The organism is Pararhizobium sp. LjRoot255, assembly GCF_964252905.1.
GTDB lineage: Bacteria > Pseudomonadota > Alphaproteobacteria > Rhizobiales > Rhizobiaceae > Pararhizobium.
Window position 1 is genome coordinate 1,601,515 of the sequence record NZ_CAXUPQ020000001.1, and the last position, 26,984, is coordinate 1,628,498.

At 62.2% G+C, this 26,984-nt stretch carries 30 protein-coding genes; 10 read left to right on the forward strand and 20 right to left on the reverse strand.

The window, feature by feature from the left end; genetic code table 11:
• Positions 1–3: 3 nt before the first annotated feature.
• Entirely contained in the window at positions 4–825 is an 822-nt protein-coding gene (locus ACSQ2W_RS07870) for a lytic murein transglycosylase (RefSeq protein ID WP_436085761.1), read from the reverse strand.
• A 222-nt stretch (positions 826–1,047) separates the two neighbouring features.
• A complete protein-coding gene (locus ACSQ2W_RS07875) occupies positions 1,048–2,082 on the reverse strand; it encodes an aspartate-semialdehyde dehydrogenase (RefSeq protein WP_436085762.1) in 1,035 nt (344 codons plus the stop codon).
• Positions 2,083–2,571: 489 nt separating this feature from the next.
• On the opposite strand from ACSQ2W_RS07875, the gene ACSQ2W_RS07880 reads away from it, so the two are divergent.
• A complete protein-coding gene (locus ACSQ2W_RS07880; protein WP_436085763.1) occupies positions 2,572–4,458 on the forward strand; it encodes an MFS transporter in 1,887 nt (628 codons plus the stop codon).
• A 150-nt stretch (positions 4,459–4,608) separates the two neighbouring features.
• Here ACSQ2W_RS07880 and ACSQ2W_RS07885 read toward each other — a convergent pair whose 3' ends face one another.
• The 3 genes from ACSQ2W_RS07885 to ACSQ2W_RS07895 all read right to left on the reverse strand — a co-directional run bounded on the left by ACSQ2W_RS07885 (position 4,609) and on the right by ACSQ2W_RS07895 (position 6,978).
• On the reverse strand, positions 4,609–5,283 hold the full coding sequence (locus tag ACSQ2W_RS07885; RefSeq protein ID WP_436085764.1) for a phosphatase PAP2 family protein: 675 nt from the start codon (positions 5,281–5,283) through the stop codon (positions 4,609–4,611).
• Between the two features lie 284 nt (positions 5,284–5,567).
• Positions 5,568–6,680: a 3-isopropylmalate dehydrogenase gene (gene leuB, locus ACSQ2W_RS07890; RefSeq protein WP_436085765.1), complete on the reverse strand. Its 1,113-nt coding sequence runs from the start codon at positions 6,678–6,680 to the stop codon at positions 5,568–5,570.
• 67 nt (positions 6,681–6,747) lie between these two features.
• Complete coding sequence (locus ACSQ2W_RS07895; RefSeq protein ID WP_436085766.1) at positions 6,748–6,978, reverse strand: hypothetical protein; 231 nt, start codon at positions 6,976–6,978, stop codon at positions 6,748–6,750.
• A gap of 89 nt (positions 6,979–7,067) precedes the next feature.
• Between ACSQ2W_RS07895 and ACSQ2W_RS07900 the strand changes: the two genes are divergently transcribed.
• Positions 7,068–7,244, forward strand: coding sequence for a hypothetical protein (locus ACSQ2W_RS07900; RefSeq protein WP_436085767.1), 177 nt, complete (start codon positions 7,068–7,070; stop codon positions 7,242–7,244).
• 119 nt (positions 7,245–7,363) lie between these two features.
• Here ACSQ2W_RS07900 and ACSQ2W_RS07905 read toward each other — a convergent pair whose 3' ends face one another.
• Positions 7,364–8,191, reverse strand: coding sequence for an amino acid ABC transporter permease (locus tag ACSQ2W_RS07905; protein ID WP_436085768.1), 828 nt, complete (start codon positions 8,189–8,191; stop codon positions 7,364–7,366).
• Between the two features lie 10 nt (positions 8,192–8,201).
• Positions 8,202–8,999, reverse strand: coding sequence for a basic amino acid ABC transporter substrate-binding protein (locus ACSQ2W_RS07910; RefSeq protein WP_436085769.1), 798 nt, complete (start codon positions 8,997–8,999; stop codon positions 8,202–8,204).
• 247 nt (positions 9,000–9,246) lie between these two features.
• On the opposite strand from ACSQ2W_RS07910, the gene ACSQ2W_RS07915 reads away from it, so the two are divergent.
• Positions 9,247–9,753 carry a nuclear transport factor 2 family protein gene (locus ACSQ2W_RS07915; protein ID WP_436085770.1) on the forward strand — a complete coding sequence of 169 codons (507 nt, stop codon included), beginning with the start codon at positions 9,247–9,249 and terminating at the stop codon, positions 9,751–9,753.
• A gap of 43 nt (positions 9,754–9,796) precedes the next feature.
• On the opposite strand, the gene ACSQ2W_RS07920 is transcribed toward ACSQ2W_RS07915, so the two are convergent.
• Both ACSQ2W_RS07920 and rplS read right to left on the reverse strand, forming a co-directional pair.
• On the reverse strand, positions 9,797–10,618 hold the full coding sequence (locus tag ACSQ2W_RS07920; RefSeq protein WP_436085771.1) for a class I SAM-dependent methyltransferase: 822 nt from the start codon (positions 10,616–10,618) through the stop codon (positions 9,797–9,799).
• A 100-nt stretch (positions 10,619–10,718) separates the two neighbouring features.
• On the reverse strand, positions 10,719–11,279 hold the full coding sequence (gene rplS, locus ACSQ2W_RS07925) for a 50S ribosomal protein L19 (RefSeq protein ID WP_436085772.1): 561 nt from the start codon (positions 11,277–11,279) through the stop codon (positions 10,719–10,721).
• Positions 11,280–11,586: 307 nt separating this feature from the next.
• On the opposite strand from rplS, the gene ACSQ2W_RS07930 reads away from it, so the two are divergent.
• Positions 11,587–12,333, forward strand: coding sequence for a sulfite exporter TauE/SafE family protein (locus tag ACSQ2W_RS07930; protein WP_436085773.1), 747 nt, complete (start codon positions 11,587–11,589; stop codon positions 12,331–12,333).
• Here ACSQ2W_RS07930 and trmD read toward each other — a convergent pair.
• The 5 genes from trmD to ffh form a co-directional block, all read right to left on the reverse strand.
• Positions 12,315–13,007 carry a tRNA (guanosine(37)-N1)-methyltransferase TrmD gene (trmD, locus tag ACSQ2W_RS07935; protein WP_436085774.1) on the reverse strand — a complete coding sequence of 231 codons (693 nt, stop codon included), beginning with the start codon at positions 13,005–13,007 and terminating at the stop codon, positions 12,315–12,317. The two genes, ACSQ2W_RS07930 and trmD, sit on opposite strands and share 19 nt — an antisense overlap.
• Before the next feature lie 10 nt (positions 13,008–13,017).
• A complete protein-coding gene (rimM, locus tag ACSQ2W_RS07940; protein WP_436085775.1) occupies positions 13,018–13,581 on the reverse strand; it encodes a ribosome maturation factor RimM in 564 nt (187 codons plus the stop codon).
• 93 nt (positions 13,582–13,674) lie between these two features.
• Positions 13,675–14,037 (reverse strand): 30S ribosomal protein S16, encoded by a 363-nt coding sequence (gene rpsP, locus ACSQ2W_RS07945; RefSeq protein WP_436085776.1) that lies wholly within the window; start codon positions 14,035–14,037, stop codon positions 13,675–13,677.
• Positions 14,038–14,144: 107 nt separating this feature from the next.
• Positions 14,145–14,447, reverse strand: a complete 303-nt coding sequence (locus ACSQ2W_RS07950; protein ID WP_436085777.1) for a chorismate mutase — start codon at positions 14,445–14,447, stop codon at positions 14,145–14,147.
• An 18-nt stretch (positions 14,448–14,465) separates the two neighbouring features.
• Entirely contained in the window at positions 14,466–16,046 is a 1,581-nt protein-coding gene (gene ffh / locus ACSQ2W_RS07955; RefSeq protein WP_436085778.1) for a signal recognition particle protein, read from the reverse strand.
• A 375-nt stretch (positions 16,047–16,421) separates the two neighbouring features.
• Between ffh and ACSQ2W_RS07960 the strand changes: the two genes are divergently transcribed.
• A complete protein-coding gene (locus ACSQ2W_RS07960; protein ID WP_436085779.1) occupies positions 16,422–17,444 on the forward strand; it encodes an MBL fold metallo-hydrolase in 1,023 nt (340 codons plus the stop codon).
• 89 nt (positions 17,445–17,533) lie between these two features.
• Here the strand turns inward: ACSQ2W_RS07960 and ACSQ2W_RS07965 are convergent, their stop codons facing one another.
• The gene (locus ACSQ2W_RS07965; protein ID WP_436085780.1) at positions 17,534–17,962 is read right to left on the reverse strand and encodes a GFA family protein; all 429 of its coding nucleotides are present in this window, start codon (positions 17,960–17,962) and stop codon (positions 17,534–17,536) included.
• Positions 17,963–18,239: 277 nt separating this feature from the next.
• On the opposite strand from ACSQ2W_RS07965, the gene dapF reads away from it, so the two are divergent.
• From dapF to ACSQ2W_RS07990, 5 genes are all read left to right on the forward strand, one after another.
• A complete protein-coding gene (gene dapF, locus ACSQ2W_RS07970) occupies positions 18,240–19,151 on the forward strand; it encodes a diaminopimelate epimerase (RefSeq protein ID WP_436085781.1) in 912 nt (303 codons plus the stop codon).
• Positions 19,148–20,428: a tRNA (N(6)-L-threonylcarbamoyladenosine(37)-C(2))-methylthiotransferase MtaB gene (gene mtaB / locus ACSQ2W_RS07975; protein ID WP_436085782.1), complete on the forward strand. Its 1,281-nt coding sequence runs from the start codon at positions 19,148–19,150 to the stop codon at positions 20,426–20,428. Before dapF ends, mtaB begins: the two co-directional genes overlap by 4 nt.
• 89 nt (positions 20,429–20,517) lie before the next feature.
• Positions 20,518–22,260 carry a signal recognition particle-docking protein FtsY gene (gene ftsY, locus ACSQ2W_RS07980; RefSeq protein WP_436085783.1) on the forward strand — a complete coding sequence of 581 codons (1,743 nt, stop codon included), beginning with the start codon at positions 20,518–20,520 and terminating at the stop codon, positions 22,258–22,260.
• A 58-nt stretch (positions 22,261–22,318) separates the two neighbouring features.
• Positions 22,319–22,993 (forward strand): septation protein A, encoded by a 675-nt coding sequence (locus tag ACSQ2W_RS07985; protein ID WP_436087705.1) that lies wholly within the window; start codon positions 22,319–22,321, stop codon positions 22,991–22,993.
• Positions 22,990–23,577, forward strand: a complete 588-nt coding sequence (locus ACSQ2W_RS07990) for a DUF2585 domain-containing protein (RefSeq protein WP_436085784.1) — start codon at positions 22,990–22,992, stop codon at positions 23,575–23,577. Before ACSQ2W_RS07985 ends, ACSQ2W_RS07990 begins: the two co-directional genes overlap by 4 nt.
• A gap of 195 nt (positions 23,578–23,772) precedes the next feature.
• On the opposite strand, the gene ACSQ2W_RS07995 is transcribed toward ACSQ2W_RS07990, so the two are convergent.
• The 5 genes from ACSQ2W_RS07995 to ccmA form a co-directional block, all read right to left on the reverse strand.
• A complete protein-coding gene (locus ACSQ2W_RS07995; RefSeq protein WP_436085785.1) occupies positions 23,773–24,375 on the reverse strand; it encodes a DsbE family thiol:disulfide interchange protein in 603 nt (200 codons plus the stop codon).
• Positions 24,372–24,542 (reverse strand): heme exporter protein CcmD, encoded by a 171-nt coding sequence (gene ccmD, locus ACSQ2W_RS08000; RefSeq protein WP_436085786.1) that lies wholly within the window; start codon positions 24,540–24,542, stop codon positions 24,372–24,374. Before ccmD ends, ACSQ2W_RS07995 begins: the two co-directional genes overlap by 4 nt.
• Positions 24,543–24,544: 2 nt before the next feature.
• On the reverse strand, positions 24,545–25,306 hold the full coding sequence (locus ACSQ2W_RS08005; protein ID WP_436085787.1) for a heme ABC transporter permease: 762 nt from the start codon (positions 25,304–25,306) through the stop codon (positions 24,545–24,547).
• 154 nt (positions 25,307–25,460) lie between these two features.
• Positions 25,461–26,120: a heme exporter protein CcmB gene (gene ccmB / locus ACSQ2W_RS08010; protein ID WP_436085788.1), complete on the reverse strand. Its 660-nt coding sequence runs from the start codon at positions 26,118–26,120 to the stop codon at positions 25,461–25,463.
• Between the two features lie 199 nt (positions 26,121–26,319).
• On the reverse strand, positions 26,320–26,949 hold the full coding sequence (gene ccmA, locus ACSQ2W_RS08015) for a heme ABC exporter ATP-binding protein CcmA (RefSeq protein ID WP_436087706.1): 630 nt from the start codon (positions 26,947–26,949) through the stop codon (positions 26,320–26,322).
• Positions 26,950–26,984 lie beyond the last annotated feature (35 nt).

Genomic DNA, 26,984 nt, shown 5'->3' on the forward strand with positions numbered 1-26,984 from the left:
CTATCAGTCGCCGTCGATTTCCGCGCCGATGATGGCGATCGCCTGCTGGTAGACGCTGGCGGCATTCCAGCCCTGGATCGCGCCGAAATTGCCCTCGCCCGGCTGATAGCCGCCGCCGGCGCTCCAGCCGTGGCCGCGCAAGAAGTTGGCGGTCGAAAAAAGCGCGTCCGCCTTGGAGCGAACCATATCGATATGGCCGTTGCCGTCGCCATCGACACCGAATTTCAGCACGTTGGCCGGCAGGAACTGCGTCTGGCCGATTTCACCATGAGCGGCGCCGTGCGCATCCGGGCTCAGATCGCCGCGCTGCACGAGGTTGAGCGCCGCATAAAGCTGGTCAGTGAAATAGTCGGAGCGCCGGCAGTCATAGGCGAGCGTCGAGACGGCCGACAGGGTGTGTTCCTTGCCCATGAAGCCGCCGAAGCCGGTTTCCATGCCCCAGATGGCGATGATCGGGCCGGCTGGCACGCCGTAGCTGCTTTCGATCGTGTTGAAGAGGGCCGCGTTCTGCGCCTTCATCTTCCTGCCGCGCGAAATGATCGCCTGGCCGCCGCGCTTCTGCATGAACTGGTCAAGCGACAGCTTGAAGCTCTTCTGGCCGCGGTCGGCGCGGATCGTCGCCTTGTTGTAGTTGACTTTGGCAAAAGCCTTGTTGAGTACGGACGGGCTGATGCCCTGGCTTGCAGCCTCGCTCTTGAAATCCTCCACCCAGGTCTCGAAGCCGCCTGCATTGTTGCCGCATTGCGCCGCCGATGCCGTGGCGGGCAGAATTGCCGCCACCATGATTGCCGTGAAACCTGCCAGTACGCGCTTTGCTTTGTGCATGTGAAAAACCCCGTGAGCGCCCGAATCCAAATTTGATGTCCGCAAAATGTCAGTCTTTGCGGGGCCTGTCACGATTCTGGCGCAGTATGGAGAGGCCGTGTTTCACGTGAATCCCCCACAGATGAGCACAATATCGCGGCAGACTGTCGTTACGAAAGAAGCCCCGCATTCCTCTAACGGATCATGCGGGGCTTTTATTGGTTAAAACCTTATATTTCCTGATCAGGCAGCCTGCTTCTTCGCCTTGATCAGGCCGCGATTGACGAGAAGCTCGGCGATCTGGATGGCGTTGAGGGCTGCACCCTTGCGCAGGTTGTCCGAAACCACCCATATGTTGAGGCCGTTCTCGACGGTCGCGTCCTCGCGGATGCGCGAGATGTAGGTCGCGTCTTCACCGGCCGATTCGTAAGGCGTGATGTAGCCACCGTTCTCATGCTTGTCGATGACGAGGCAGCCCGGCGCTTCACGCAGGATGTCGCGGGCCTGGTCGGCGCTGATCTCGTTCTCGAATTCGATGTTGACCGATTCCGAATGGCCGATGAAGACCGGAACGCGCACGGCCGTGCAGGTCACCTTGATCTTCGGGTCGAGCATCTTCTTGGTCTCGGCCAGAACTTTCCACTCTTCCTTCGTGTAGCCGTCTTCCATGAACACGTCGATGTGCGGAATGACGTTGAAGGCGATGCGCTTGGTGAACTTCTTGCTCTCGACCGGATCGGCGACGAAGACGGCGCGGGTCTGGTTGAACAGTTCGTCCATGCCTTCCTTGCCGGCGCCGGATACCGACTGGTAGGTCGAGACTACAACGCGCTTGATCTTGGCGAAATCATGCAGCGGCTTCAGCGCGACGACGAGCTGGGCGGTCGAGCAATTCGGGTTGGCGATGATGTTGCGCTTGGAAAACTGGGTGATGGCATCGGGGTTTACTTCCGGAACGATCAGCGGCACGTCCTGGTCATAGCGCCAGGCGGACGAGTTGTCGATGACGACGCAGCCCTGCGCACCGATCTTCGGCGACCACTTCAGCGACACGGCGCCGCCGGCCGACATCAAGCAAATGTCGGTGTCGGAGAAATCGTAGTTCTCGAGGTTCTTCACCTTCAGCGTCTTGTCGCCGAAGGAGACTTCCGTGCCTTGGCTGCGGGCCGAAGCGAGCGCCACGACTTCGTCGACCGGGAAGCCGCGTTCGGAAAGGATGTTCAGCATTTCGCGGCCGACATTTCCAGTCGCACCTGCTACGGCAATCTTGAAACCCATTGTCTTTGCTCTCTTTCTCATTCTCTCCGCAGGCTTTGGGGAGAAACCCGCCGGCCAGGGGCGCGGGCTTCGGGTCCCCGGCCAAACCGGGGAGAGAGCGGGTGGGCCAGAGACGTCAGACGGTTTTCGTCGTCGTTTTGGCCGTTGTTTCGGAAAAAATTGCGAAGGAGCGAACCCGCCCGGCAACGAATGCCGGGGCGATCAGCGCAGCGATGGAAGTCCCAAAACGGTGCATGGCGCGGTCCCTTTTCCGCTGTTGCTCATACTGGGTTTTGCCGCGGAGTCAACAGAAAGCTGAAAGTTCGGCGCATTCCCCGCCCGCCCGCGTCATGCCGTCTCATTCGACTAAAGTCATAATCCCAAAGCATCTCTGCCGTCTTCAGGCCTTTTCTGCCATTTTGTCGCCATGGCGCACTTCGCTTCGGATCAGGGAGGATTTGGAGCAAATCAGGTGCGTACAAGCCGTTGTTGAAGTGGAGGACAACCGAAATGGCAGATATTGTAGCAGTGGGCAGAGCCAAGGCCGCCCCCATGACAGGCGAGCAGAAGAAGGTGATTTTCGCCTCTTCGCTCGGCACGATCTTCGAGTGGTACGATTTTTATCTCTACGGTTCGCTGGCCGTCTATATTGGCGCCACCTTCTTCTCGCAGTATCCTGAAACCACCCGCAACATCTTCGCGCTGCTCGCCTTTGCGGCGGGCTTCCTGGTGCGCCCGTTCGGTGCGCTGGTGTTCGGCCGCCTCGGCGATCTCGTCGGCCGCAAATATACCTTCCTCGTCACTATCGTGATCATGGGTCTGTCGACCTTCCTCGTCGGTATCCTGCCCGGTGCCGCCTCGATCGGCATCGCCGCTCCGATCCTGCTGATCGCGCTGCGCATGCTGCAGGGCCTGGCGCTCGGCGGTGAATATGGCGGTGCAGCGACCTATGTCGCCGAACATGCACCGCAGGGAAAACGCGGTTATTTCACCTCGTGGATCCAGACGACGGCAACGCTCGGCTTGTTCCTGTCGCTGGCGGTCATCGTCACCGTGCAGATGATGCTTGGTAAGGAAGCCTTCGCGGCCTGGGGCTGGCGCATTCCGTTCCTGCTCTCCTGCATCCTGCTTGGCGTCTCCGTCTGGATTCGACTGAAAATGAACGAATCGCCGGCCTTCAAGAAGATGAAGGAAGAAGGCAAAGGCTCCAAGGCACCGCTCACGGAAGCCTTCGGCCAGTGGAGAAACGCCAAGATCGCGCTTCTCGCTTTGTTCGGTGCCGTGGTCGGCCAGGCCGTCGTCTGGTATTCAGGCCAGTTCTACGCGCTGTTCTTCCTGCAGAACATCCTGAAGGTGGACGGCCAGTCGGCAAACATCATGGTTGCGGCATCGCTGCTCCTCGGCACCGGCTTCTTCGTCTTCTTCGGCTGGCTTTCGGACAAGATCGGTCGCAAGCCGATCATCATGGCTGGCCTGCTGCTCGCCATGGTCACCTATTTCCCGCTGTTCAAGGCGCTGACCTGGGCCGGCAATCCGGCACTGGCGCAAGCGCAGGAAACCATTCGGGCGACCGTCACCGCTGCTCCGGGCGACTGCAAGTTCCAGTTCAACCCCACCGGCACGGCGAAGTTCACGACATCCTGCGATATCGCGACCTCGTTCCTGACACGCAATTCCGTGCCCTATGACGTCGTTGCCGGTCCGGCCGGCTCGGCCGGGACGGTCAAGATCGGCGATGCAGCCATCAGCAGCTACGATGCGATTGCTGCAGGCGACAAGGCCAAGGCCATGGGCGGCGCCTTCGAAAAGCAGGTCAACATGGCTCTGCAGACCAGCGGCTATCCGTTGGTTCGTGCCGCCGCCAAGGTTCCCGAAAGCAAGCTTGACGGCTTTGTTGCCGCCAATCCGGAGCTGGCGCTCGATGCCGCGGCCGTTCGCGGCGGCGAGAAGGCAACGATGACCGGCGAGCAGATGGTCGCGGCCAAGCTCCTGACGGCGGAAGAAGCCGCCGGCGTCACCGAGATGCCGGTCTATACGGTAGCCAAGGGTGGCACCTTCGCCATGGTCGCCGATCCGGCCCGGGTCGACTGGGTCGTCATCATCGCGGTTCTGACTGTGCTGGTCATCTATGTGACGATGGTCTACGGCCCGATCGCAGCGCTTCTGGTCGAGCTCTTCCCGACCCGCATCCGCTATACCGGGATGTCCCTACCCTACCATATCGGCAACGGCTGGTTCGGTGGTCTGTTGCCGGCAACGGCGTTTGCGATGAGCGCTGCCCAGGGCGATATCTATTACGGCCTCTGGTACCCGATCGTCTTTGCCGGCATCACGCTGGTGATCGGCATGCTCTTCCTGCCCGAGACGAAGGATCGCGACATCCACGCGATGAACTGATCCCACATTTTCCCCCGCCAACTGAGCCCGGCACTCCCTTGTGCCGGGTTTTTTACTGCATAATTCCAAGCGTTACAGCGACGTTTGCGCGTCTGCAAAGACGCGCGGCGCTGTAGTGCCGGCTCGGTTGCATCGGTACGGAAAAAGCCGCTACACCTTCGGCCGAGGCCAGCCCTGCTCGTCCAGCCGGAACAGCCAGTTCTGCCGCGCGAAGACAAAAGCGGTCATCAGCGCGACCCAGAGGCCAAGCAGCAGCCCGGCCGCCACGTCGCTCGGATAATGGGCGCCGACGACGACACGGGTGATACCGATCGTCAGTGCGCCGAGCGCAAAGAGGATGCGCAGGCGGGGCACGAGCATGGCAAAGGCGCCGAAAAAGGCGCCGACCGCCGTGGAATGGCCGGAGGGGAAACTCTCGAACAGCCATTCATTGGCAAAGGGGGTCAGGCTGCGGGCGCCGTATTCCAGGAAAAGCTCCGGCCGTGCCCGGCCGATGACGAGTTTGAGCAGGTGAACCAGCGCGCTGGCGCTGCCGATCGTCACGAGGAAATAGAGCGCCAGACGCCACGCCGTCTTCGTCTTCGAGGAGAAGCCGTCGCTGCGCGAGACCCGGTGCAGGATATAGGCGACGATGGTGATCGAGCCTGAGCCGTAGATCATCCAGGCGAACGTGCCGAAATCGGTAATCCGCTCGTTGAAGGCGACGATCGCGGGCGGCAGGGCCTGTGCGCTTTGCGAGAGCAAGCCGTCGAAAGGAACGAGCGCGACGACCAGAACGCCCGTCGCCAGCAAAAGCCAAAGGGATGAGGAAAGCGGTCGGTTCATGAATTGCCTTTTTCCGATAAACGGCTTTTTCCATGGCGCTCTCCTCCTCCGTCATCCTCGCCCTTGTCGCGGGGGATCCAGCGGCGGCGCGTCTGCGCCGCAAAGACTCTTTCACGTGACAGACGTCGCGTGGCTGGATTCCTATGACGAGCACAGGAATGACGGAGGCGGAATCTGCCACCGAAGGAAGGTGTGGGCTTTGACAAGAGAATCAAGCCCATCAGACAAAACGGCACCCGAACCCATTGTTCGGATGCCGTCAAATCAATCAGATCGCCCGAAACTCAGGCCGAAAGCGCCTTGAATTCGGCGAGGATCGCGTCGCCGATCTCGGCGGTGCCGACCTGGCGGGCGCCGTCGGCCATGATATCGCCGGTGCGGATGCCCTTGTCGAGCACGTTGGCGATGGCCTTCTCCAGATTGTCGGCTTCTGCCACCAGGTTGAAGGAGTAGCGCAGGCACATGGCAAACGAAGCGATCATGGCGATCGGGTTGGCGATGCCCTTGCCGGCAATGTCCGGCGCCGAGCCGTGTACCGGCTCGTAGAGCGCCTTGCGCTTGCCGGTCTCGGCATCCGGGGCGCCGAGCGAGGCCGACGGCAGCATGCCGAGGGATCCGGTGAGCATAGCAGCGACATCCGACAGCATGTCGCCGAACAAGTTGTCGGTCACAATGACGTCGAACTGCTTTGGCGCACGCACCAGCTGCATGCCGCCGGCATCGGCCAGCATATGCTCCAGCTGCACGTCGGAATATTTCGCCTTGTGCGTCGCCGTCACCACCTGGTTCCAGAGCACGCCGGACTTCATGACGTTGCGCTTTTCCATCGAGCAGACGCGGTTTTTGCGTGTCCGTGCCAGCTCGAAGGCGACGCCGGCGATGCGCTCGATCTCGTAGGTATCATAAACCTGCGTGTCGATGCCGCGCTTCTGGCCATTGCCGAGATCGATGATTTCCTTCGGCTCGCCGAAATAGACGCCGCCGGTCAGCTCGCGCACGATCAGGATATCAAGGCCCTCGACCAGCTCGGCCTTCAGCGAGGAAGCGTTGGCCAGCGCCGGGTAGCAGATCGCCGGGCGCAGGTTGGCAAACAGCTCCATGTCCTTGCGCAGGCGCAAAAGGCCGGCTTCCGGCCGCACTTCGTAAGGCACCTCATCCCATTTCGGGCCGCCAACGGCGCCGAACAGAACGGCGTCCGCGGCAAAAGCCTTTGCCATATCCGCGTCGGAAATCGCCGCACCATGGGCGTCGTAGGCGCAGCCGCCGACAAGGCCTTCGTCCGTGGTGAAGCCGGCCGCCATCTCGGCGTTCATGTAGGCGATGATTTTGCGGACTTCCGCCATGGCTTCCGGGCCGATGCCGTCGCCGGGCAGAAGGAAAAGATTGCGCACTGTCATGGGGCATTCCTTTTAAGTCGAAGAGTGGGCTTGTCAGATGTTGGCGCGTTCTTAACGCAACTTCCGTTCAAGGAAAATGCGGTTCAGGAAAGAATTGTTCGCGCAGTTTCAGTTCCTGCCGGAACAGGCGCTGCTGCCGGAGCGTGGGATTCTTCCATTCGCCGCCGCACGCCGGTTCAACCATCGAAGATCCATGCGCAAACTTATCCAACCCGTTACCGCAGCCACGCGGGTAATGCTGGAGATGCTTTTCTTTAACGGAAAATCGAAATCCGGAAAATCGAAAACCCTGTTCCATCCGGAACAGCGTGGGCGTCGGGGGCGTGGAATAGTCGGGTCACTGGATGAGGGAGGCTCATCCACACAAGATCTCAAGGAGAGACCCGCATGCGCAAGTTCGTTTTGACCGTCGCCATGGCAGCCATCACCGCCGTTTCCTTCGCCGCCCCGTCGCAGGCTGGCTACTACAGCGATGATTGCCAGCCCTATTGCTTCATCAAGAAGGTCAAGGCCTACGATTACTACGGCAACCTCATCATCAAGAAGATCCGCGTCTGCGAATAAGCGCAAGCTATCTGGCTTCCTCCCTGAAAACCCGGCTGTCCCTGCGGCCGGGTTTTCGGCTGTTCTCCCCATCATCCGGCACCACCTTCTCCCTGCTGGGGAAAGGTGGCCACCAGCGTTCAGCCTGCCCCCCGGTGTCCCCGACGCATCCGATTCTCAAGCCGCCGCAACCCCAGCGACAAACCGATCGTCAGGATAAGATAAATATAGGCGACGATCGAATAGGTTTCGAAGAAGCGGAACGAACCGGACGCGTAGATCTTGCCCATCTGGGTGATATCGGCGACGCCGAGCACGGAAACGAGGGAACTATCCTTCACCATTGCCACGAAATCGTTGCCGAGTGGCGGCAGGATGACGCGGATCGCCTGCGGGAAGACGACCAGCCGGAAGCGATGATAGCGCGAAAGGCCCAGAGCCTTCGCCGCCTCGATCTGCCCCTTGTCGACCGAGAGGATACCGGCGCGAAAGACCTCGGCGATGAAGGCCGAATAGCCAATGGTGAGCGCCATGATCGCCCGCCACATCAGCGAGACGTCACGCACCAGAAGCGGCTTGGCAAAACCGGCCTCCACCAGCGGGCTGAGAACCGTGTTGACCAGTGTCACCAGCGCCGGCGCGCCGACGAAGGCGATGTAGAACAGAAGAACAAGGATCGGTATGCCGCGGATGACCTCGGTATAGAACCGCGCGATCTGGCGCAGGGCTGGGCGCTCCGACAGCGCCATCAGCGCAATGCCGAGCCCGAGCAATGTTGCAAAGAAAAAACCGAGCAGCGTCACGAGGATGGTGATGCCGATGCCGGCCGAGACGATGCTAAAGACCTGGGCGTAGATATCGTTGGAGGCGATCACCACGGCGAGTGCTGCGGCGATAATGGCAAGGGCGACCAGCCACCAGGGATAGTCGCCCTTTTGAGATGTGTCTTGCGGCTGCGCAGGCGTCATCGGCAAGCGATCATTCGCCCATCTTGTAGTCGACGAACCACTTCTGGTTCAGCCTGTCGAACGTGCCGTCGGCCTTCAGCGCGGCGATCGCGGCATTGACGGGTGCGACGAGGTCCGAGCCCTTCTTGAAGATGAAGCCGAAATCCTCCGTACCGAGCGGCCCGCCGATCACTTTCAGCGCACCGTTCGAGGAATCCACATAGCCCTTGGCCGCAACGCTGTCCGTCAGCACCGTATCGACGTCGCCCGCCTTCAAGGCCTGCACCGTCGCGCCGAACGTCTCGAACAGTTTGATCCGCGGGTTCTGCTCGTTGCCGTCGAGGATTTCATAGACCGCCGTGTAGAACGGCGAGGTCCCCGGTTGGGCGCCGACAAGCCCATCGGCAAACGCGCCAAAAGTCTTGGCGTCGGTGAAGCGGCTCTCGTCGCCGCGCACCAGCATGAACTGCTGCGAGCGCATATAGGGATCGGAGAAATCCACCTGCGTCTTGCGCTCGTCCTTGATGGTGATGCCGGTCATGCCGATGTCGTACTGGCCGTCGGCGACCGCCTGGATCATCGCATCCCAGGAGGTGTTCTGGATTTCCAGCTTGAAATTCAACCGCTTGGCGATCTCCTCCATAGCATCATATTCCCAGCCGATCGCCTTGCCGCTCTTTGGATCGACGAACTGCAGCGGCGGATAGGCATTCTCGGTCACGACTACCACCGTTCGCCCGCCCAGATCCGGCAGCTCGGCGGCGGCAGCGCACAAAGGTGTGAGAATAAGGGCGGTCAGGCCGGCGAGAACGGTGCGGCGGGAAAACATGGATGGCTCCTGAATTGTGGCGGGCAAGACTGTCACGAAACCTCCGGCCAAGGCAAGGAGGGATCGTCCCTTGCGACCGTGTTTCGATGGCAGGCGCTGGCACTATCGACGATGAAGCGGTGACGTGCAGGGAACCTGGTTCTCTTTTCAATACCATCGGCGGAAAAACTGCCGTCTTTCCTTGCCGCACCGCAGCCTCTAGTCCTTGCAAACAGCGCAGGCTTTGTGCCGGAACAAAGGAAAGACAATGAAAACAGCCGTAACATCCGCCGTTCTTGCCCTGTCGCTGCTTGGCGCGGCGCTTTCGGCCCCGCCGGCGAGAGCACAGGAGGCGGTGGTGGCAGCCGCGGACGCTGAAGCGCTCTTCACCAGCCCCGACCCGAAGCTCCAGGCCAACAAACAGGTGGTCTACGGCATCATCCGTGATCTGCTCGAAGCCAACCACTGGGACAAGGCCGGCGACTATCTGACCGAGCGCTACATCCAGCACAATCCCAATGCCGCCTCCGGCCGCGCCGGCGTCATCGCCTATTTCACGGAAGTCCTGAAGCTGCAGCCTTCGCCGATCCCCGAGAAGATCAAAACCCCGGTCGCCTTCGTGACGGCCGAGGGCGACCTCGTCACCGTCGGCTATGTTCGCGAAATCAAAGATGAGAAGGACCCGGCCAAGACCTATACCACCACATGGTTCGACACCTGGCGGATCAAGGACGGCAAGGCCGACGAGCATTGGGACCCCGCTACCCGGCCCTGACGAGTATCAGCGTACTTTGCGCGTCAGGCTTGACGCGCCGCGCCTAGACGGCCTTCCTCGCCCCGACCGAAAACGACAGCGGCATGCGCGGCAGGCCCGGCCCGAGCTCGAACTGGTCCTCGCCCGTCTCGACCATGTCGGGATAATGCGGCCAGGTCAGGATCTCGTGCTCGTTGAGGAAATCCAGCGCCATCCCGGCTTTCAAAAGCGCGTTGACGATGTTGCCCAAGGGATGGAACCATTCATACATGCGCCTGTGCGTCAGCGAACGCTCGTCGCCGGTATATGTATGGGTTTCCTCGAACAGAAGCGGCGCATCGTGCGGCGTGCGCCAGCCGTGAGCCAGCGAAAGCCGGCCGCCGACGGCCTCATGCTGGAACATCTGCGGATGCCCGTCGAGCAGGTAGAGCCGTCCGCCGGGCCTGAGCAGAGTTGAAACAACCTTGGCCCAGCGGAAAATGTCCGGCAGCCAGTGGATCGCACCCCAGGTGACGAAGACGATGTCGTAGGTCCGGTGCCCGAGAGCTGCCGCCGCGTCGTAGACGGATGCCTCGACGAATGTCACTTCCGTTCCGGCGCTTGCGGCAAATTCGCGTCCTGCGGCAATGGCGACGGGCGAAAAATCGAGCCCGGTCACGCTTGCCGCGCCGAGATGCTTCAGGCTCAGCGTGTCGAGCCCGATATGGCATTGCAGGTGGACGATATCCTTGGCGGCGACGTCGCCGATCTCGCTCGCCTCCAGCGCATGCAGCGACGAGCCACCGGCAAGGACCTTGGCAATCCGGTAGCTGCCGGTGGTGTCGGTCGCGTGCAGCGCCGCCCGGTCGTCCCAGTTCAGCCGGTTGGTCTCGATATAATTGTTCATTGCCCTATCCCCCCACAGAAAGGTGCCCCACAGAAAGGCGCGCCCAAAGAAAAAGGCGGCCCGAAGGCCGCCTTGTCCAACAATCCCGATGGATTGAAACTTATTCTGCTGCAGTCTCTTCAGCAGCCTTTGCAGCGGCTGCTTCTTCAGCGGCCTTGGCTGCTGCAGCTTCTGCCGCTGCGGCTTCGGCTGCTGCTTTTTCGGCGGCCAGAGCCTGTGCTGCTGCAACCTTTTCAGCTTCCAGACGTGCCTTTTCCTCGGCAACGGCCTGGCGCTCGGCGTCGTTCAGCTTGCGGGCGCGAACGCCGGTATCTTCAACGATACGGGCCGACTTGCCGCGACGATCGCGCAGGTAGTAGAGCTTGGCGCGGCGGACCTTACCGCGGCGAACGATCTCGACGCTCTCGACGAGCGGAGAATAGACCGGGAATACGCGCTCGACGCCTTCGCCGTAGGAAATCTTGCGGACCGTGAAGCTTTCGTTGATGCCGCCGCCGGAGCGGGCGATGCAAACGCCTTCATAGGCCTGGATACGGGTACGGGTACCTTCCGTCACGCGGACGTTGACGCGGAGGGTATCGCCTGCGGAAAATTCCGGAAGCGTGCGCTTGGCTTCGATCTTGGCGGCCTGTTCGGCTTCCAGCTGCTGGATGATATTCATTGGTCTAACCTTCTCAAGTTCTTCTGAAACAGCCAGAGCGCTCAATCATGCCTCTTGGACCAAGCCTCGGATGAGGGCCTCAAGGATTTGTTTCTCGGAAGGAGAAACAGGAGCGAATTCACCATTCTTTGTTTTCGGAGCTGCGGGATTTTTCCCGAACCGGTCGGGCGAATACACCAAAGACCGGCATTTGTCATCCCCGAATGACAAAAATTCTCTCTGCCGCAAGCCTGCTGTTGTCGATTTCCGCGACTTGCCGCCGGTTGGCCCCTCAGGCTATGTCGATTTCTACCGCAGGAGGAGCGCCATGTCCACAATTACCGCCATCACGCTGTTTATCGCCGGTTTCCTGTCCGGCGCCGTCAATGCCGTCGCGGGCGGCGGCACGTTCCTGACCTTCGGTGCCATGACGCTCGCCGGTCTGCCGCCGATCGTCGCCAATGCCACCTCCTCGATCGTCCAGTTTCCGGGCTACATCACCTCGGCGCTCGCCTATCGCCGGGAAATCATCGCCGACCGTCGCGAGGTGATCGTTCTAAGTATCATCTCGCTCATCGGCGGGCTTGCCGGAGCGCTGATCCTGCTGTCGCTGTCCAATCCGTCCTTCCGGGCGATGGTTCCCTGGCTGCTGATCGCCGCAACCGCGATCTTCGCGCTCGGCCCGCTGCTTCGGCCGAACCCGAGGGAAGACGGCGCGCCGGTCGGGCCGCTCGGCATGGCCGGACAGTTCGTCACCGCCATCTATGGCGGCTTCTTCGGGGCCGGCATGGGCATCATGATGCTCGCCGTGCTCGGTCTGTCCACAGGCGGCGACTATCACCGCGTCAATGCGCTGAAGAACTTCCTCGCCATGGTGATCGCCGCCGTTGCCATCGTCGTCTTTGCCGGCGGCAATGTCATCGGCTGGCTGCATGCCGCCTTCATGATCCCCGGCGGTGCGCTGGGCGGCTACGCCGGCGTCTGGCTCGCCCGCCGCGTCCCGCAGGTCTCTATCCGCGCCATCGTCATTGCCGTGGGGCTGTTGCTCGCGGTTTATTATTTCGTGACCGGGTGAGGCAAAAGATCAGGCCGCCGCTCTTCCGTCAGTTTGTGCGCCTCCGCCTTCCGCCATTTCTCGATCTCGCCATGATGGCCAGACGTGAGTACGGCCGGGATTTCCATGCCCTCGAAGACCTGTGGCCGGGTATAGTGCGGATGCTCCAGCAGTCCGCCCTCGAAACTCTCGTGCATGCCGGAGAGATCGTTGCCCATGACGCCGGGCAGGATGCGCACGACCGCATCGAGCAGGACGAGCGCCGCCGGTTCGCCGCCGGAGAGGATATAGTCGCCGATCGAAACCTCTTCGAGCCCGCGGCTGTCGATCACCCGCTGGTCGACGCCTTCAAACCGGCCGCAGACGATGATCGCGCCGGGGCCAGCCGCGAGTTCGCGCACGCGCTTCTGCGTTAGCGGTCGCCCGCGCGGGCTCATCAACAGCCGCGGACGGTCGTCGCCAGCCGAGGCATGGTCGATCGCCTTGGCAAGGATGTCTGCCCTCAGCACCATGCCGGCGCCGCCGCCGGCCGGCGTGTCATCCACCGTGCGGTGCTTGTCTTCGGCGAAATCGCGGATCTGCACCGTATCGAGTGACCACTGGCCGCGCTCCAGCGCCTTGCCGGAAAGCGAATGGCCAAGGTGCCCCGGAAACATGTCCGGATAAAGCGTCAGGATTGTCGCGCGGAAGCTCATGGCCTGGCCGTCATTTCTTCTTCGGCTTGAACGGTGCGCTCGGATCTTCTTGGCTGTCGTCGACAAGCCCGGCTGCCAGCGGATCGACCAGCATGGTTCCGGCTTCGAGATCGATTTCCAGCACAGACCATTCCGAGAACGGGATCAGCACCGGCCGCTTGCCCGGGCCTTTCAACTCCAGAAGGTCACCCGCGCCAAAATCGAAGACGCCGGTGACGGTGCCATAGCTCTTGCCTTCGCCGTCGAGCGCTTCCAGCCCCTCGAGGTCCGCATAGAAGAATTCATCCTCGTCGAGATCGTCGTCCGGCAGGTTGTCTCGCTCGACGTAAAGATCGAGCCCGTTCAGCGCCTCGGCCGCATTGCGGTCGTTGATGCCGCGAAAGCGGACGATGACGACATTCTTCGCCTCGCGCACCTCGAGCACTTCAAAGGAACGGCCGTCCTCGGCATGGAGATGCCCGTAGTCGCCGATCGCCGCCGGTTCGGCGGCAAAGGACTTGACCCGCACTTCGCCGCGCAGGCCCTGCGCCGCGCCGATCGTTCCCATCAGGACAGGGTTGTTCAGTTTGCTCATCGCCGGGTCATCTCCAGAGTGTGCCCTTCGCATAAACGAAAACGGGCGGCATGAAAACGCCGCCCGCCTTCAAAAAATATGCTGTCGCGCGGCTTATTCGGCAGCAGCAGCAGCGGCGTCTTCGGCCTTCTGCTTGGCTTCGGCGGCGCGTTCCTGGGCCTTCTTGCCCGGTACGGCCTTTTCCGGGTTGTTGCGGACTTCGCGGTTGGCAATGCCGGCCTCGTTGAGGAAGCGCAGAACGCGGTCGGTCGGCAGCGCGCCGTTCGACAGCCAATACTGGATGCGCTCGTTGTTGAGTTCAACGCGCTTGGCGTCGTCCTTCTTCAGCATCGGGTTCCACGAACCGACCTTTTCCAGGAAGCGGCCGTCGCGCGGTGAACGCACGTCGGCAACGACGATCTGGTAGAACGGGCGCTTCTTGGAACCACCGCGGGCGAGACGAATTTTCAGTGCCATGTCATGTACTCCTTGAGATATTTCTCAGCCGCTTCTGACGACCGGATTGTTGGTGCTGTTTGCTTTGGGATTGATCTGGTCCGAAAACCGGTTTCCACTTTTCGGGATCAATCCTTGAGATCGGCAGCGATTGCTTCATGATGCCGGATCACCTCGTGGATGATGAAGTTCAGGAACTTCTCCGCGAAATCCGGGTCCAGATGTGCGTCTTCGGCAAGCTGCCGAAGACGGGCGATCTGGTATTCCTCGCGCGCCGGGTCCGCCGGCGGCAAATTGTACTTGGCTTTCAGCACGCCCACCGCCTTGGTGCAGCGAAACCGTTCGGCCAGCATGTGGACGAGTGCCGCGTCGATATTGTCGATCGACTGGCGGTAGCTCGACAGTTCTGTTTTGACGGCAGGATCAACCATTCTGCTTCCCGTCCTCACTCACTTCTTCTTCGGCAGGCCGGGAAGCCCCGGGAAGCCGCCGCCGAGACCGGGCAGCTTCATGCCGTTGCCCCCTAGACCGGGCAGACCGCCCGGCAATCCGCCGCCGCCGGGCAGACCCTTGCCGAGACCCGCGGCCTCGGCCTGCTTCTGCAGGGCTTCGAGCTGCTTGGGGTCCATCTTCGACAGGTCCGGCATGCCGCCCATGCCACCGCCCATGCCACCAAGTCCCATCTTGCCGGCGAGGCCCCCCATCATCTGTTTCATCATGCCGCCACCCTTCTTGCCGCCCATCATTTTCATCATGTCGGCCATCTGGCGGTGCATTTTCAGGAGCTTATTGATTTCGGCCGCATCCGTGCCGGAACCGGCCGCGATGCGCTTCTTGCGAGAATGCTTGAGAATGTCGGGATTGGCGCGCTCGGCCTTGGTCATCGAGGAGATGATGGCGAGCTGGCGGCCGAACATCCTGTCGTCAAGGCCGGCGGCGGCCATCTTGTCCTTCATACCGGACATGCCGGGCATCAGCCCCATGATGCCACCCATGCCGCCCATCTTCTGCATCTGCCTGAGCTGGTCGGCGAGGTCGTTGAGGTCGAACTTGCCGGTCTTCATCTTGGCGGCCATGGCCGCCGCCTTCTCGGCATCGATGTTTTCGGCGGCCTTCTCGACCAGCGAGATGATGTCGCCCATGCCGAGAATACGATCGGCGACGCGGCGCGGATGGAATTCTTCCAGCTCCGTCATCTTTTCACCGACGCCGATCAGCTTGATCGGCTTGCCGGTGACGGCGCGCATCGAAAGCGCCGCACCGCCGCGGCCATCGCCGTCCATGCGGGTGAGGACAAGGCCGGTGATGCCGACGCGCTCGTCGAAATTGCGGGCGAGGTTGACCGCGTCCTGACCGGTCAGCGCATCGGCGACAAGCAGGATTTCATGCGGGTTCGAGCGGCGCTTGATCTCAGCCATCTCGATCATCAGCGGCTCGTCGATATGCGTGCGGCCGGCAGTATCGAGGATGACGATGTCATGGCCGCCGAGCTTGGCGGCCTGCACGGCGCGCGCGGCGATATCGGTCGGCGACTGGCCAGCGATAACAGGCAGCGTATCGACGCCGGTCTGGGCACCGAGCTGGCGCAGCTGCTCCTGCGCGGCCGGACGGCGCGTGTCGAGCGACGCCATCAAAACCTTCTTCTTGTCCCGCGTCGTCATGCGAAGGGCGATCTTGCCCGTCGTCGTCGTCTTGCCCGAGCCCTGCAGACCGATCATCATGATGACGACCGGCGCCGGCGCGTTGAGATCGATCGGCACGCCTTCCGAACCCAGCATGTTGATGAGTTCGTCATGGACGATCTTGACGACCATCTGGCCGGGCTTGATCGACTTCAGGATTTCCGCGCCGACCGCCTTTTCGCGCACCTTGTCGGTAAAGGACCGCACGACCTCGAGCGCGACGTCGGCTTCCAGGAGCGCACGGCGAACCTCGCGCAGGGCAGCCGTTACATCGGCTTCCGACAGCGCGCCACGGCCGGTCAATCCATTCAGAATGGATCCAAGGCGGTCCTGGAGACTTTCAAACATCGCTTCATCCTTGTCGTTTCGGACTTTTGGTTTTGCGCATATGCCTTTCTTTCTCGGCTTCGCCTCGAAAGGGACATGCGCGGATGCCCGAAACGTTGTGCTTTTCCATGACGAAAACAAGACGCAAAGCCAAAAAGCACCCGAGGGCGCAACGCGCTGTCGGGTGTTGACCTCCGGGATCTGTTTATACCGTCTTGGGGTCCCGGTCGGCGGCTTCAAGTCTCGTTACTTGTCGCAGATTGCGGGCGGTAAACACGAAAGCGGCGGGAAAGTCAAGGATAGAGGGTAAAAATGCCGGAAATAGCGGCAAGGAGCCCTTACAAACAGAGGGCCGGCATACCAGATCATCCTCCTGATTTCACCCGATCGGTCCCCATGCCAAAGACGCCGCTATCCAGGAAACCGCGCAATCCCTACTACACAGGCCCCGTCTCCGATCATTTCGACGGCACCTTTTTCTTCAACCCCGAAGGCGAGGCGCCGCTCGGTTTTCGCGAGCTGATGCGCTGGCAGTTCGGCGGCGGCAGGTCCGCCTGGCCGAAACAGGCACCAAGTCCCTTCCCGCCGGCAATGCCCAACGATCACATAGATGGCGACGGCCTGCGCGTCACCATGGTCGGCCACGCCACCCTGCTGATCCAGGTCGCCGGCCTCAATGTCCTGACCGATCCTGTCTGGTCGCCGCGCGTCAGCCCGTTTTCCTTCGCCGGACCGAAGCGCGTCGTCGAGCCCGGCATCCGCTTCGACGACCTGCCGCCGATCGACATCGTGCTCGTCACCCACAATCACTACGACCATCTCGATCTCGCGACGCTGAACCGGCTGCACAAGACGCACGGCCCGCATATCATAACCCCGCTCGGCAACGACACGATCATCCAGCGCGCCATCCCTGACGCCAGAATTTCAGCCGTCGACTGGGGCGACCGGCTCTCGCTCTCGGACGATGTGACGATCGACTGCGAACCCTGCCACCACTGGTCGGCCCGCGGCACCCGCGACCGCCGCATGGCACTCTGGGCTGCCTTCGTCATTTCGACGCCCGCCGGAAAGATCTACCACATCGGCGACACCGGCTTTCACGGCGGCTTCAACTACCGCGCCGCGCACGAAAAACACGGCCGCTTCCGCCTTGCCAACCTGCCGATCGGCGCCTACGAGCCGCGCTGGTTCATGAAGGCGCAGCACCAGAACCCGGCCGAAGCGGTCAAGGGCATGCGGCTCTGCCACGCGGCCTATGTCGCCGGCCATCACTTCGGAACGATCCAGTTGACGAATGAGGCGATCGAGGAGCCGGTCGCGGCATTGAAAAAGGCCCTTGCCGAGCAGGGCGTCGCGGCGGAACGCTTCCGGGCGCTGAGGGCGGGCGAGGTATTCGACGTGCCAGAGGTGGTGTAGCACCCTCCTCCGTCATCCCTGTGACAGGCACAGGGATGACGGAGGAGGGGGAACCGCCCTTGCATCCCTTCTGGGAACCGGGCAGACCCTCAATCCTCCGGAAACTCCCGATACTGCGGCAGATTGTCGGTGATGTCGTACCACGGCGCTTTCGAGCCGACGAAGATGTGGCCGGTCGGCCGGATCGTCGGCGCATCCACCAGCGTGCCCATGGCAACATGGACATAGTCCCCGTCCCGGACGACGGAATAAAGGAGCGATCCGCAGGTCCCGCAGTGAACGTCATGCGCGTCGTCACCATTGCCATAGATCAGCAACGCGTCCTCGCCCGTCACAAGCCGCAGCTTGTCCCGCCCTATTCCGGCAAAAGGCTTGAAGGCCGCACCGGTGGTGCGCCGGCAGTTGGAACAATGGCAGTTCATCGAATATTCGAAGGCATCGCCGACGGCGTATTCCACGGCTCCGCACATGCATTTTCCGATCAGCAACGCGGTCTTGTCCTGGTCGGTAGCTGTCATCGGTATTCTCGCAGTTGCATCGGGGCCGCTCAACACTAGTAAGATTTCGCCGATCCGCCTATGGCACCCCCAAAAAATTTCACCATCGGGCGAAGCCACCGATTCCGAATCTGCCGCGCCCCCATCGCCTCGCTTTGCTCCCTCTTCTCCCCGCTGGGGAGAAGAGGGAGATCCACATCCCCGTTGGGGCGGAAGGTGAATCTCTCAACCGCTTCGCCACTGGTAATTTCCCCTTAATTCCGCCATATACACCGCAAAACGCAACGGAAGTGCCTCCATGAACACGACGGTTGAATTCGCGAAGATGAACGGGCTTGGCAACAAGATCCTGGTCGTCGATATGCGCGGCCGCACGGACAGGGTGACGCCGCAGGCCGCGATCGCGCTCAATGCCCATCCGGAAACCCGGTTCGACCAGATCATGGCGATTCATGATCCGAAGGCTCAAGGCACCGATGCCTGGATCGACATCCTCAATTCCGACGGCTCGAAGGCGCAAGCTTGCGGCAACGGCACGCGCTGCGTCGTGCAGGCGCTGGCCAGTGAAACCGGCAGACGCGCTTTCATCCTCCAGACCGTTGCCGGCGTCCTGAATGCCGAAGAGCATGCCGACGGAACGATTTCGGTGGACATGGGCACGCCGGTCTTCGAGTGGAGCCGCATTCCCCTTTCGGAGGAATTTTACGACACGAGCCGCATCGAGCTGCAGATCGGCCCGATCGACGATCCGATCCTGCATTCGCCCTCCGTCATGTCGATGGGCAATCCGCATGCTATCTTCTGGGTGGATCGCGACGTCATGTCATTCGATCTCGAACGCTTCGGCCCGCTGCTCGAAAACCATCCGATGTTTCCCGAGCGCGCGAATATCACCCTGGCTCAGGTCACCTCGCCCTCGTCGCTGACGACCCGCACCTGGGAACGTAGCGCCGGCCTGACGCTCGCATGCGGCTCGGCCGCCTGTTCCGCCGCAGTCTCGGCCGCCCGCACCGGCCGCACCGGCCGCACCGTGGCGATCACGGTCGCCAGCGCCACCCCGCCCGGCATCCTGTCGATCGAATGGCGCGAGCGCGACGATCATGTCATCATGACGGGACCTGCCGAATGGGAATGGTCCGGCACCGTCGACCCCACGACGGGCCTCTGGTCCCGCGACCAAACCGAGGTCACAGGAAGCCGGGTGCTTTGAGCGGCGTCGATATCATAACCTTCGGCTGTCGCCTCAACACCTATGAATCCGAAGTGATGCGCGCCAAGGCCGAGAAGGCGGGGCTGAACAATGCCATCCTCGTCAACACCTGCGCCGTCACCGGCGAGGCCGTGCGCCAGGCCCGTCAGGCCATCCGCCGCGCCCGCCGCGAAAACCCTGATGCCCGCATCATTGTCACCGGCTGTGCCGCTCAAGTCCAGAAACAGACCTTCGCCGACATGCCGGAAGTTGATGCCGTGCTCGGCAATGAGGAGAAGCTGAAAAGCGCCTCCTACCGGTCGCTCCCCGATTTCGGCGTCTCGGCGGAAGAGAAGCTGCGTGTCAACGACATCATGAGCGTGCGCGAGACAGCACCTCAGATGATCAGGTTGATCGAGGGTCATGTCCGCGCCTTCATCCAGGTGCAGAACGGCTGCGACCACCGCTGCACCTTCTGCATCATCCCCTATGGCCGCGGCAATTCCCGCTCGGTGCCAATGGGCGCCGTCGTCGATCAGGCGCGCAAGCTCGCCGACAGCGGTTATCGCGAGATCGTACTGACCGGCGTGGATGCGACGAGCTACGGCGCCGACTTGCCCGGAACCCCGACACTCGGCCTGCTGGCAAAGACGCTGCTGAAGCAGCTGCCCGACATCCTGCGCCTGCGCCTCTCCTCGATCGACAGCATCGAGGTGGACCACCATCTCATGGACCTGATCGCGGATGAGCCGCGCTTCATGCCGCATCTGCACCTGTCGCTGCAGCATGGCGACGACATGATCCTGAAGCGCATGAAACGCCGCCACAGCCGGGCTGACGCCCTGCATTTCATCGAGAACGTGCGCCGCCTGCGGCCGGGAACGAGCTTCGGCGCCGACATGATCGCCGGTTTCCCGACGGAAACGGAAGAGATGTTTGCAAATGCCGTAAGCCTGGCTGAGGAAGCCCGCATCGCCCATCTGCATGTCTTTCCCTACTCACCACGCGAGGGAACGCCCGCCGCCCGCATGCCGCAGCTCGATCGCGCCCTGGTCAAGGAACGCGCCGCCCGGCTGCGTGCCACTGGACTTCAGCTCCATCAGGCCCATCTTGACAGCATGATCGGAACGCAGCAAAGCCTGCTCGTGGAGAACAACGGCTTGGCGCATACTGAGAATTTCACAGCTGCTGCTGTCCCCGGCCTGACCCCGCGCGACATGGTTGAGGTGACAATCACCGGCCACAATGGCAAACACCTCACGCATGTCACCCAAACCTGCTCAGCGGCCTGGGAATGATATGCAGGAAGACAAAGACCTGAAGCGCGTCGCGCTTTGGACATGCAACTGACGGCCCCCTACGCGGCCCCGAGTCTTACGGATACCCCATGGCGCTCAGCTTTCTGAAAAAGGTGTTCACCTTCGGCAAAGACAAGCCGATCGAAGCCGAGCCCGCCGCCGTGCCTTCGGTCGACGAGGTCATGGATCTCGCCGAATCCGCCTTCAAGCCTGAAGAAACCCGGGCGATCGAAGCGGAGCTCGAGCCGCATTCGCGCACCGCGGACCTGCCGGTTGCCACCGATCCGGTGCTGGCGGAAGGAATGGAGACGGCCGGCGGCCCGTCAGCGGATACTGCCGATACGCTCGAGTTCGAGACGGAAGCCGCTTCCGAAGACGAGGCGCATGCCATTCTGCCGGCTGCCGACCAGATCGGCGATATCGGCCTGATCCCGCTGTCGTTGCTGGAGGCGGAAGCGGAAGCGTCCGAGGTCGATGAAAGTGCGACACCCCCCTCTGTCCCTTCAGGACATCTCCCCCACAAGGGGGGAGATCAGCCGGAGACTGGCGCCCTTTCGTGGCCCGAAACTGAGCCTGCACGCGAGACTCCGGCCGGTGCAGCAATGTCCTCAGACGCAGAGGCAAATATCGCGCTTGAATTTGCCGCGAGTCCAATCTCCCCACCTGTGGGGGAGATGTCGGCGGAGCCGACAGAGGGGGGTGAACCCTCCACGCTCTCCGATGCCTATGGCGAAAGCCGGAGCGCCCCACCAGCGATCTCCCCCCTTGAGGGGGAGATGCCCGACAGGGCAGAGGGGGGTGGCGAACTTTCCGCAAATGCGGAACCCGAACCGACGGCCGAAATCGCCCTCCCCAGGGGTTTCGCCACCGGCCTTGCCGCCGTCGAACCGCAACCTGAAGCGCCGAAACAGAAACTCACCTGGTTCCAGCGCCTGCGCCAGGGTCTCGCCCGCACGTCGTCTCAGCTCACCGGCCAGATCACGGCGCTCTTCACCAAGCGCAAGCTCGACGACGAGACGCTGCAGGATCTGGAAGATCTCTTGATCCAGGCCGATCTCGGTGTCGAGACGGCGCTGCGCGTCACCGACACGCTCGCCTCCGAGCGCTACGGCAAGGACGTGACCGGCGAGGATGTCACCCGCATCATGGCGGCCGAAATCACCAAGGTCCTTGCCCCGGTCGCCAAGCCGCTACAGCTCGACCTCTCTCATAAGCCGCATGTCATCCTCGTCGTCGGCGTCAACGGCACCGGCAAGACGACGACCATCGGCAAGCTCGCCGCCAAGCTTTCGGGCGCCGGCATGAAGGTCATGCTTGCCGCCGGCGACACGTTCCGCGCGGCAGCCATCGAACAGCTGAAGATCTGGGCCGAGCGCACCAAGTCCGACATCGTCTCCTCCAAGCTCGGCGCCGATGCCGCCGGCCTCGCCTACGAGGCCTTCGAACAGGCCCGCCAGAAGAAGAGCGACGTGCTGATCATCGATACCGCCGGCCGGCTGCAGAACCGCGCCGAGTTGATGGCCGAACTTGAAAAGATCGTCCGCGTACTGGGCAAGCTCGATCCGGACGCGCCGCACACCGTGCTGCAGACGCTCGACGCCACCACCGGCCAGAACGCCCTCAATCAGGTCGAGATCTTCCGCAATGTCGCCGGCGTCAACGGCCTGATCATGACCAAGCTCGACGGCACGGCGCGCGGCGGCATCCTCGTTGCCATCTCTGCCAAGCACAAGCTGCCGGTCTATTTCATCGGAGTCGGTGAAGGCGTGGATGATCTCGAGCCTTTCGAGGCCAGCGACTTTGCCCATGCCATTGCCGGGATTGCCCATTGATGCCATGCCGTGGGAAGCGTACATGGCGAGGCGAAACAAACCAGGTTTGACCGATCCCATGAAATTCGAGAGCGACACCACACCCACCGCCGAAGACCGGCACCATCCCATGCTCAAGCTGGCGCTGGAGCTGGGACCGCTGCTCGTCTTCTTCTTCGCCAATCTACGCGGTGAATGGCTGGCCGCGAACTTTCCGGTTCTGTCCTTGCTCGGCGGGCCGCTTTTCATAGCAAGCGGTCTCTTCATGGCGGCGACGGTGATTTCGCTCGTCGTTTCCAAGGTCGTGCTTGGCCACCTGCCCATCATGCCCTTCATATCGGGCATCGTCGTGATCGTCTTTGGCGGCCTCGGCATCTATCTGCAGGACGAACTCTTCTTCAAGATGAAGCCGACCATCATCAACACTCTGTTCGGCGTGGTGTTGCTTGGCGGTCTTGCCTTCGGCAAATCGCTGCTCGGCTATGTCTTCAACGCCGCCTTCCAGCTCGATGAGGAAGGCTGGCGCAAGCTGACCCTGCGCTGGGGCGTGTTCTTCCTGTTCCTCGCCGTCTTGAACGAAATCGTCTGGCGCGGCGCCAATGCCTATTACCTGCCCAACGCCAAGGCCGCCGATGATTTCTGGGTCGCTTTCAAGGTCTGGGGCACCATGCCCGTCACGCTCGCCTTCACCATGTTCCAGATGCCGCTGATCATGAAGCACTCGCTGAACCCGCCGGAAGAGGCCGGCAAGTGAGCGCCATTGACGCTCGGAACCCCGCGCAACGGCAAACCGCCTGGCTTCTTGCCTGCGCCGCCATAGTCGTGCTGCAGGTCGTCATCATGTATTGGATGGGCCGCATCCCGATCTGCGAGTGCGGCTATGTCAAGTTGTTCGAGCCGGTCGCCAACGGCCCCGGCAATTCCCAGCACCTGGCGGACTGGTACACCCCCTCGCACATCATCCACGGCTTCCTGTTCTACGGCATTGCCCATCTTGTGCTGCGCCACAAGCCGATCGCCGCCAGGCTGCTTCTGGCGCTGGTGATCGAATCCGGCTGGGAACTGCTGGAAAACTCGCCCATCATCATCGACCGCTACCGCACGGCGACCATCTCGCTCGACTATTACGGCGACAGCATTCTGAATTCGGCGATGGACACGATCTTCATGACGCTGGGTTTTTTGCTTGCCTGGCGCGCACCGGTCGCCGCCACCGTCGCGATTGCAATAGCCTTCGAGATTTTCACCGGCTGGCTGATCCGCGATAACCTCACCTTGAATGTCCTGATGCTGGTTTATCCGCTGGAGACAGTGAAGGCGTGGCAGAGCGCTCTTTGAGACACATCCGCGAAGGTCACGACGCCCGTCACTCAGCGGTCGCCCTCGGGTCATCCTCGCCCTCGCCCCTCGGGTCATCCTCGGCCTCGAGCCGAGGATCCACCCCCGGGCGCTGTCATTAAGGAGGCCGGCCGTTTGCGAATGGATACTCGGGTCAAGCCGAGCATGACTGAAAAGAGAGGTCGGTGCCGGGTCTCAGGAGCCAGCCACAGCCTTCTCGATTGCCGGGTAAAGCCCTTCCTTCAGGCTTTTCTCGTCGAACGGACCGACGCGCTTGTAGACGATGATGCCGTTGGCATCGACCAGATAGGACTCCGGAATGCCGTAGACGCCCCAGTCGATCGCCGCCTTGCCGCGCGGATCGATGCCGAGGGCGGAGAACGGATTGCCGAGCTCGCCGAGGAACCGCAGCGCATTGTCCGTCTGGTCCTTGTAGTTGATCCCGACCACCGTCAGCCGCGTGTCCTTGGCGAGCTCAAGAATGATCGGATTTTCCTCTCGGCAGGGCACGCACCAGGACGCCCAGACATTGACCAGCGTCAGCTTGCCCTTGATCGCCGCGTCGGTCAGCGCCGGCATGGCAGCCCCCTCGAAGGTCGCGCCTTCGAGCGGCGGCAGGTCGAGCGACGGCGCCTTGGTGCCGATCAACGCGGAGGGGATTTCGCCGATATCCCGGCCAGAATCGAGCTGGCTCCAGAAAATCACCGCCAACCCGGCAAAAATCAGAAGCGGGAGAGCCGCAAAGACGATGCGCATCTTGCCCGGCCGGCCCGGCTCGATCGGTGTTTCGACACTCATTGCGCCTCTCCGGCCTGTGCCGACCGGCGGCGGATGCCGGCGTCATCGAGCGCCTGCAATTCGCGGCGGCGCGCGCGTCCATCGGCCCAGACCCAGAGGCTGAGCACCGCAACGATGACGGCGGCGATGCCATAGCTGGCGGCGACATAGCCGGTGTGGATCATCATGGTCAGGCCTCCCGGCCGGCGGCTCTCGCTGCCTGACGACGCATCGAGGTTACCCGGCGGCGCCAGATCTCGTTGCGCATCGCGGCGATATGCAGCGTGAAGAACAGAAGCGTGAAGGCAACGGCCATCACCAGCAGCGGCCACAGGAATTCCGGATCGATCGCAGAGCCGCCGAGCCTGAGAACACTTGCGGGCTGATGCAGCGTGTTCCACCATTCGACCGAGAACTTGATGATCGGAATGTTGACGAAGCCGACGAGGATCAGGACAGCCGACACCTTCGCCGCCTTTCCGGGGTCGTCCATCGCCCGGTTGAGCGCGATCAGCCCGAGATACATCAGGAAGAGCACGAAAACCGAGGTCAGCCGCGCGTCCCAGACCCACCAGGTGCCCCACATCGGCTTGCCCCAGAGGGAACCGGTAACGAGCGCAAGAAAGGTGAAACAGGCGCCGATCGGCGCGGCGGCCCGAGCGGAAACATCGGCCAGCGGATGCCGCCAGACCAGCGTTCCGAGCGCCGACATCGCCATCACCGTGTAGCACATCATCGACAGCCAGGCGGCAGGCACGTGCACATACATGATGCGCACCGTCTCGCCCTGCTGGTAATCGCCCTCGGTGGTGAAAGAAAGATAGAGGCCGATCGCAAACAGCACGGCCGTCAGCCCGATGAGCCACGGCAATACACGCGCCGCCAGGCCTAGAAACCGGGTCGGATTGGCAAGGTCGCTGAATTTGCGGATGGCCACGCTGTTTTCGCTCATGATGCTTCTTTAACGCCGAAGCGCCTTTTCTTCAATGAAGACTGTGCGATCACATTTGCGTCAGAGCGCCACGCGTTCAATGAACGCGTAAAGGTCGCTCCATCTCTTATTTCTAGAGCATTTTATCCGCCCTTCTATCAAAGGACGGAATGCTCTAGTCCGACGCGGATCGCAGCGCTAGTGCCGCCGAAAGCGGTCCGATCACCGCAAAGAAAAGCGTAATCGCGATCAATATCATCAAGGGCGGCAGAAACGGCGCGGGGTCCTCGACGGCCGCATAGGTCGCGCTGACCCCGAAGATCAGGACGGGGATGGTAAGCGGCAGCACCAGGATCGACACCAGCAGTCCGCCGCGCGGCAGCGTCACCGCAACGGCAGCGCCGGCCGCGCCGATGAGGGCGATGGCAGGCGTGCCGGCAAGCAGCGTCAGCATGGTCGCGCCGATCGCAAGCTCGTTCATGTTCATGAAAAGCCCGAGTAGTGGCGAGGCGATCACCAGCGGCAGGCCGGTCGCCGTCCAGTGCGCCAGGCACTTCACCAGCACCGTCAGCACCAGCGGCGTCTCCTGCATCAGCATGAGATCGAGCGAGCCGTCCTCCCGCTCCGCCTGGAACAACCGGTCGAGGCCGAGGAGCGAGGCAAGGAGCGCGCCGATCCAGAGGATCGCCGGGCCGATCCGCGACAGGAGGTTGAGATCCGGACCAACGGCGAACGGCACAACGGCGACCACCGTCATGAAGAACAGTACGCCGATCAGCGCGCCACCACCGGCACGCATGGCGAGCTTGAGGTCGCGGAGGAACAGGGAGGTCATGGGTGGCCTCCTCCCGCGCGGAGAGTTTTACCCCCCTCTGTCGGCGACGCCAACATCTCCCCCACAAGGGGGGAGACACTCGACCTCACCAATATTCCGCCAGTCAAGATTGAACGCTGCGGCGCGGCCGGTGATCTCCCCCCTTGTGGGGGAGAAGTCACGGAGTGACAGAGGGGGGTGAATGCGGCACACGCGATCCTCAAACCACCATCCCCGCAAACCCCGTCATCGGCAATTCCCTCGCCTCAACCCCCAGCGGCTGGTGCGTCGCCGCCACGACGATGCCGCCCGCGCCGAGATGCCGGGTTACCAGCGCCGCAAACAGCCTGTCGGCACTGGCATCGAGCGCTGCCGTCGGTTCGTCCAAAAGCCAGACCTGGCGGTAGGCGACCAGCAGTTTCGCCATCGCCATCCGCCGCTGCTGGCCCGCCGAGAGGTAGCCGAACGGCAGGTGGGAAATGCCGCCGAGCCCGAGGGCTTCAGCAGCTTCCTCGACGGCCATTCCCGCGCCGCCGGCCGAATCACCCATGAAGGATTTCCAGAAGGAAAGATTTTCAGCGACCGTGAGTTCGCGCTTCATTGCATTGCGGTGGCCGAGATAGTGGCAGAGTTCGCGCGGGTGGCCGATTTCCGACGCCACTCCGTCCAGTCGCACCGTGCCGGATTCAGCCGTCAGAAGGCCTGCCAGAACGCGCAGCAGCGTCGACTTTCCCGACCCGTTCGGCCCCGTCACGACAAGGGCTTGTCCGGCCTTGAGAATGAACGAAATTTCGTGGAAAATCAGGTCCTCGCCGCGCTTCGCACTGAGGCCTTCGACGACGAGGCTGATCGGCATTCACATTCCTTTTACGACGTTCGTCGCAA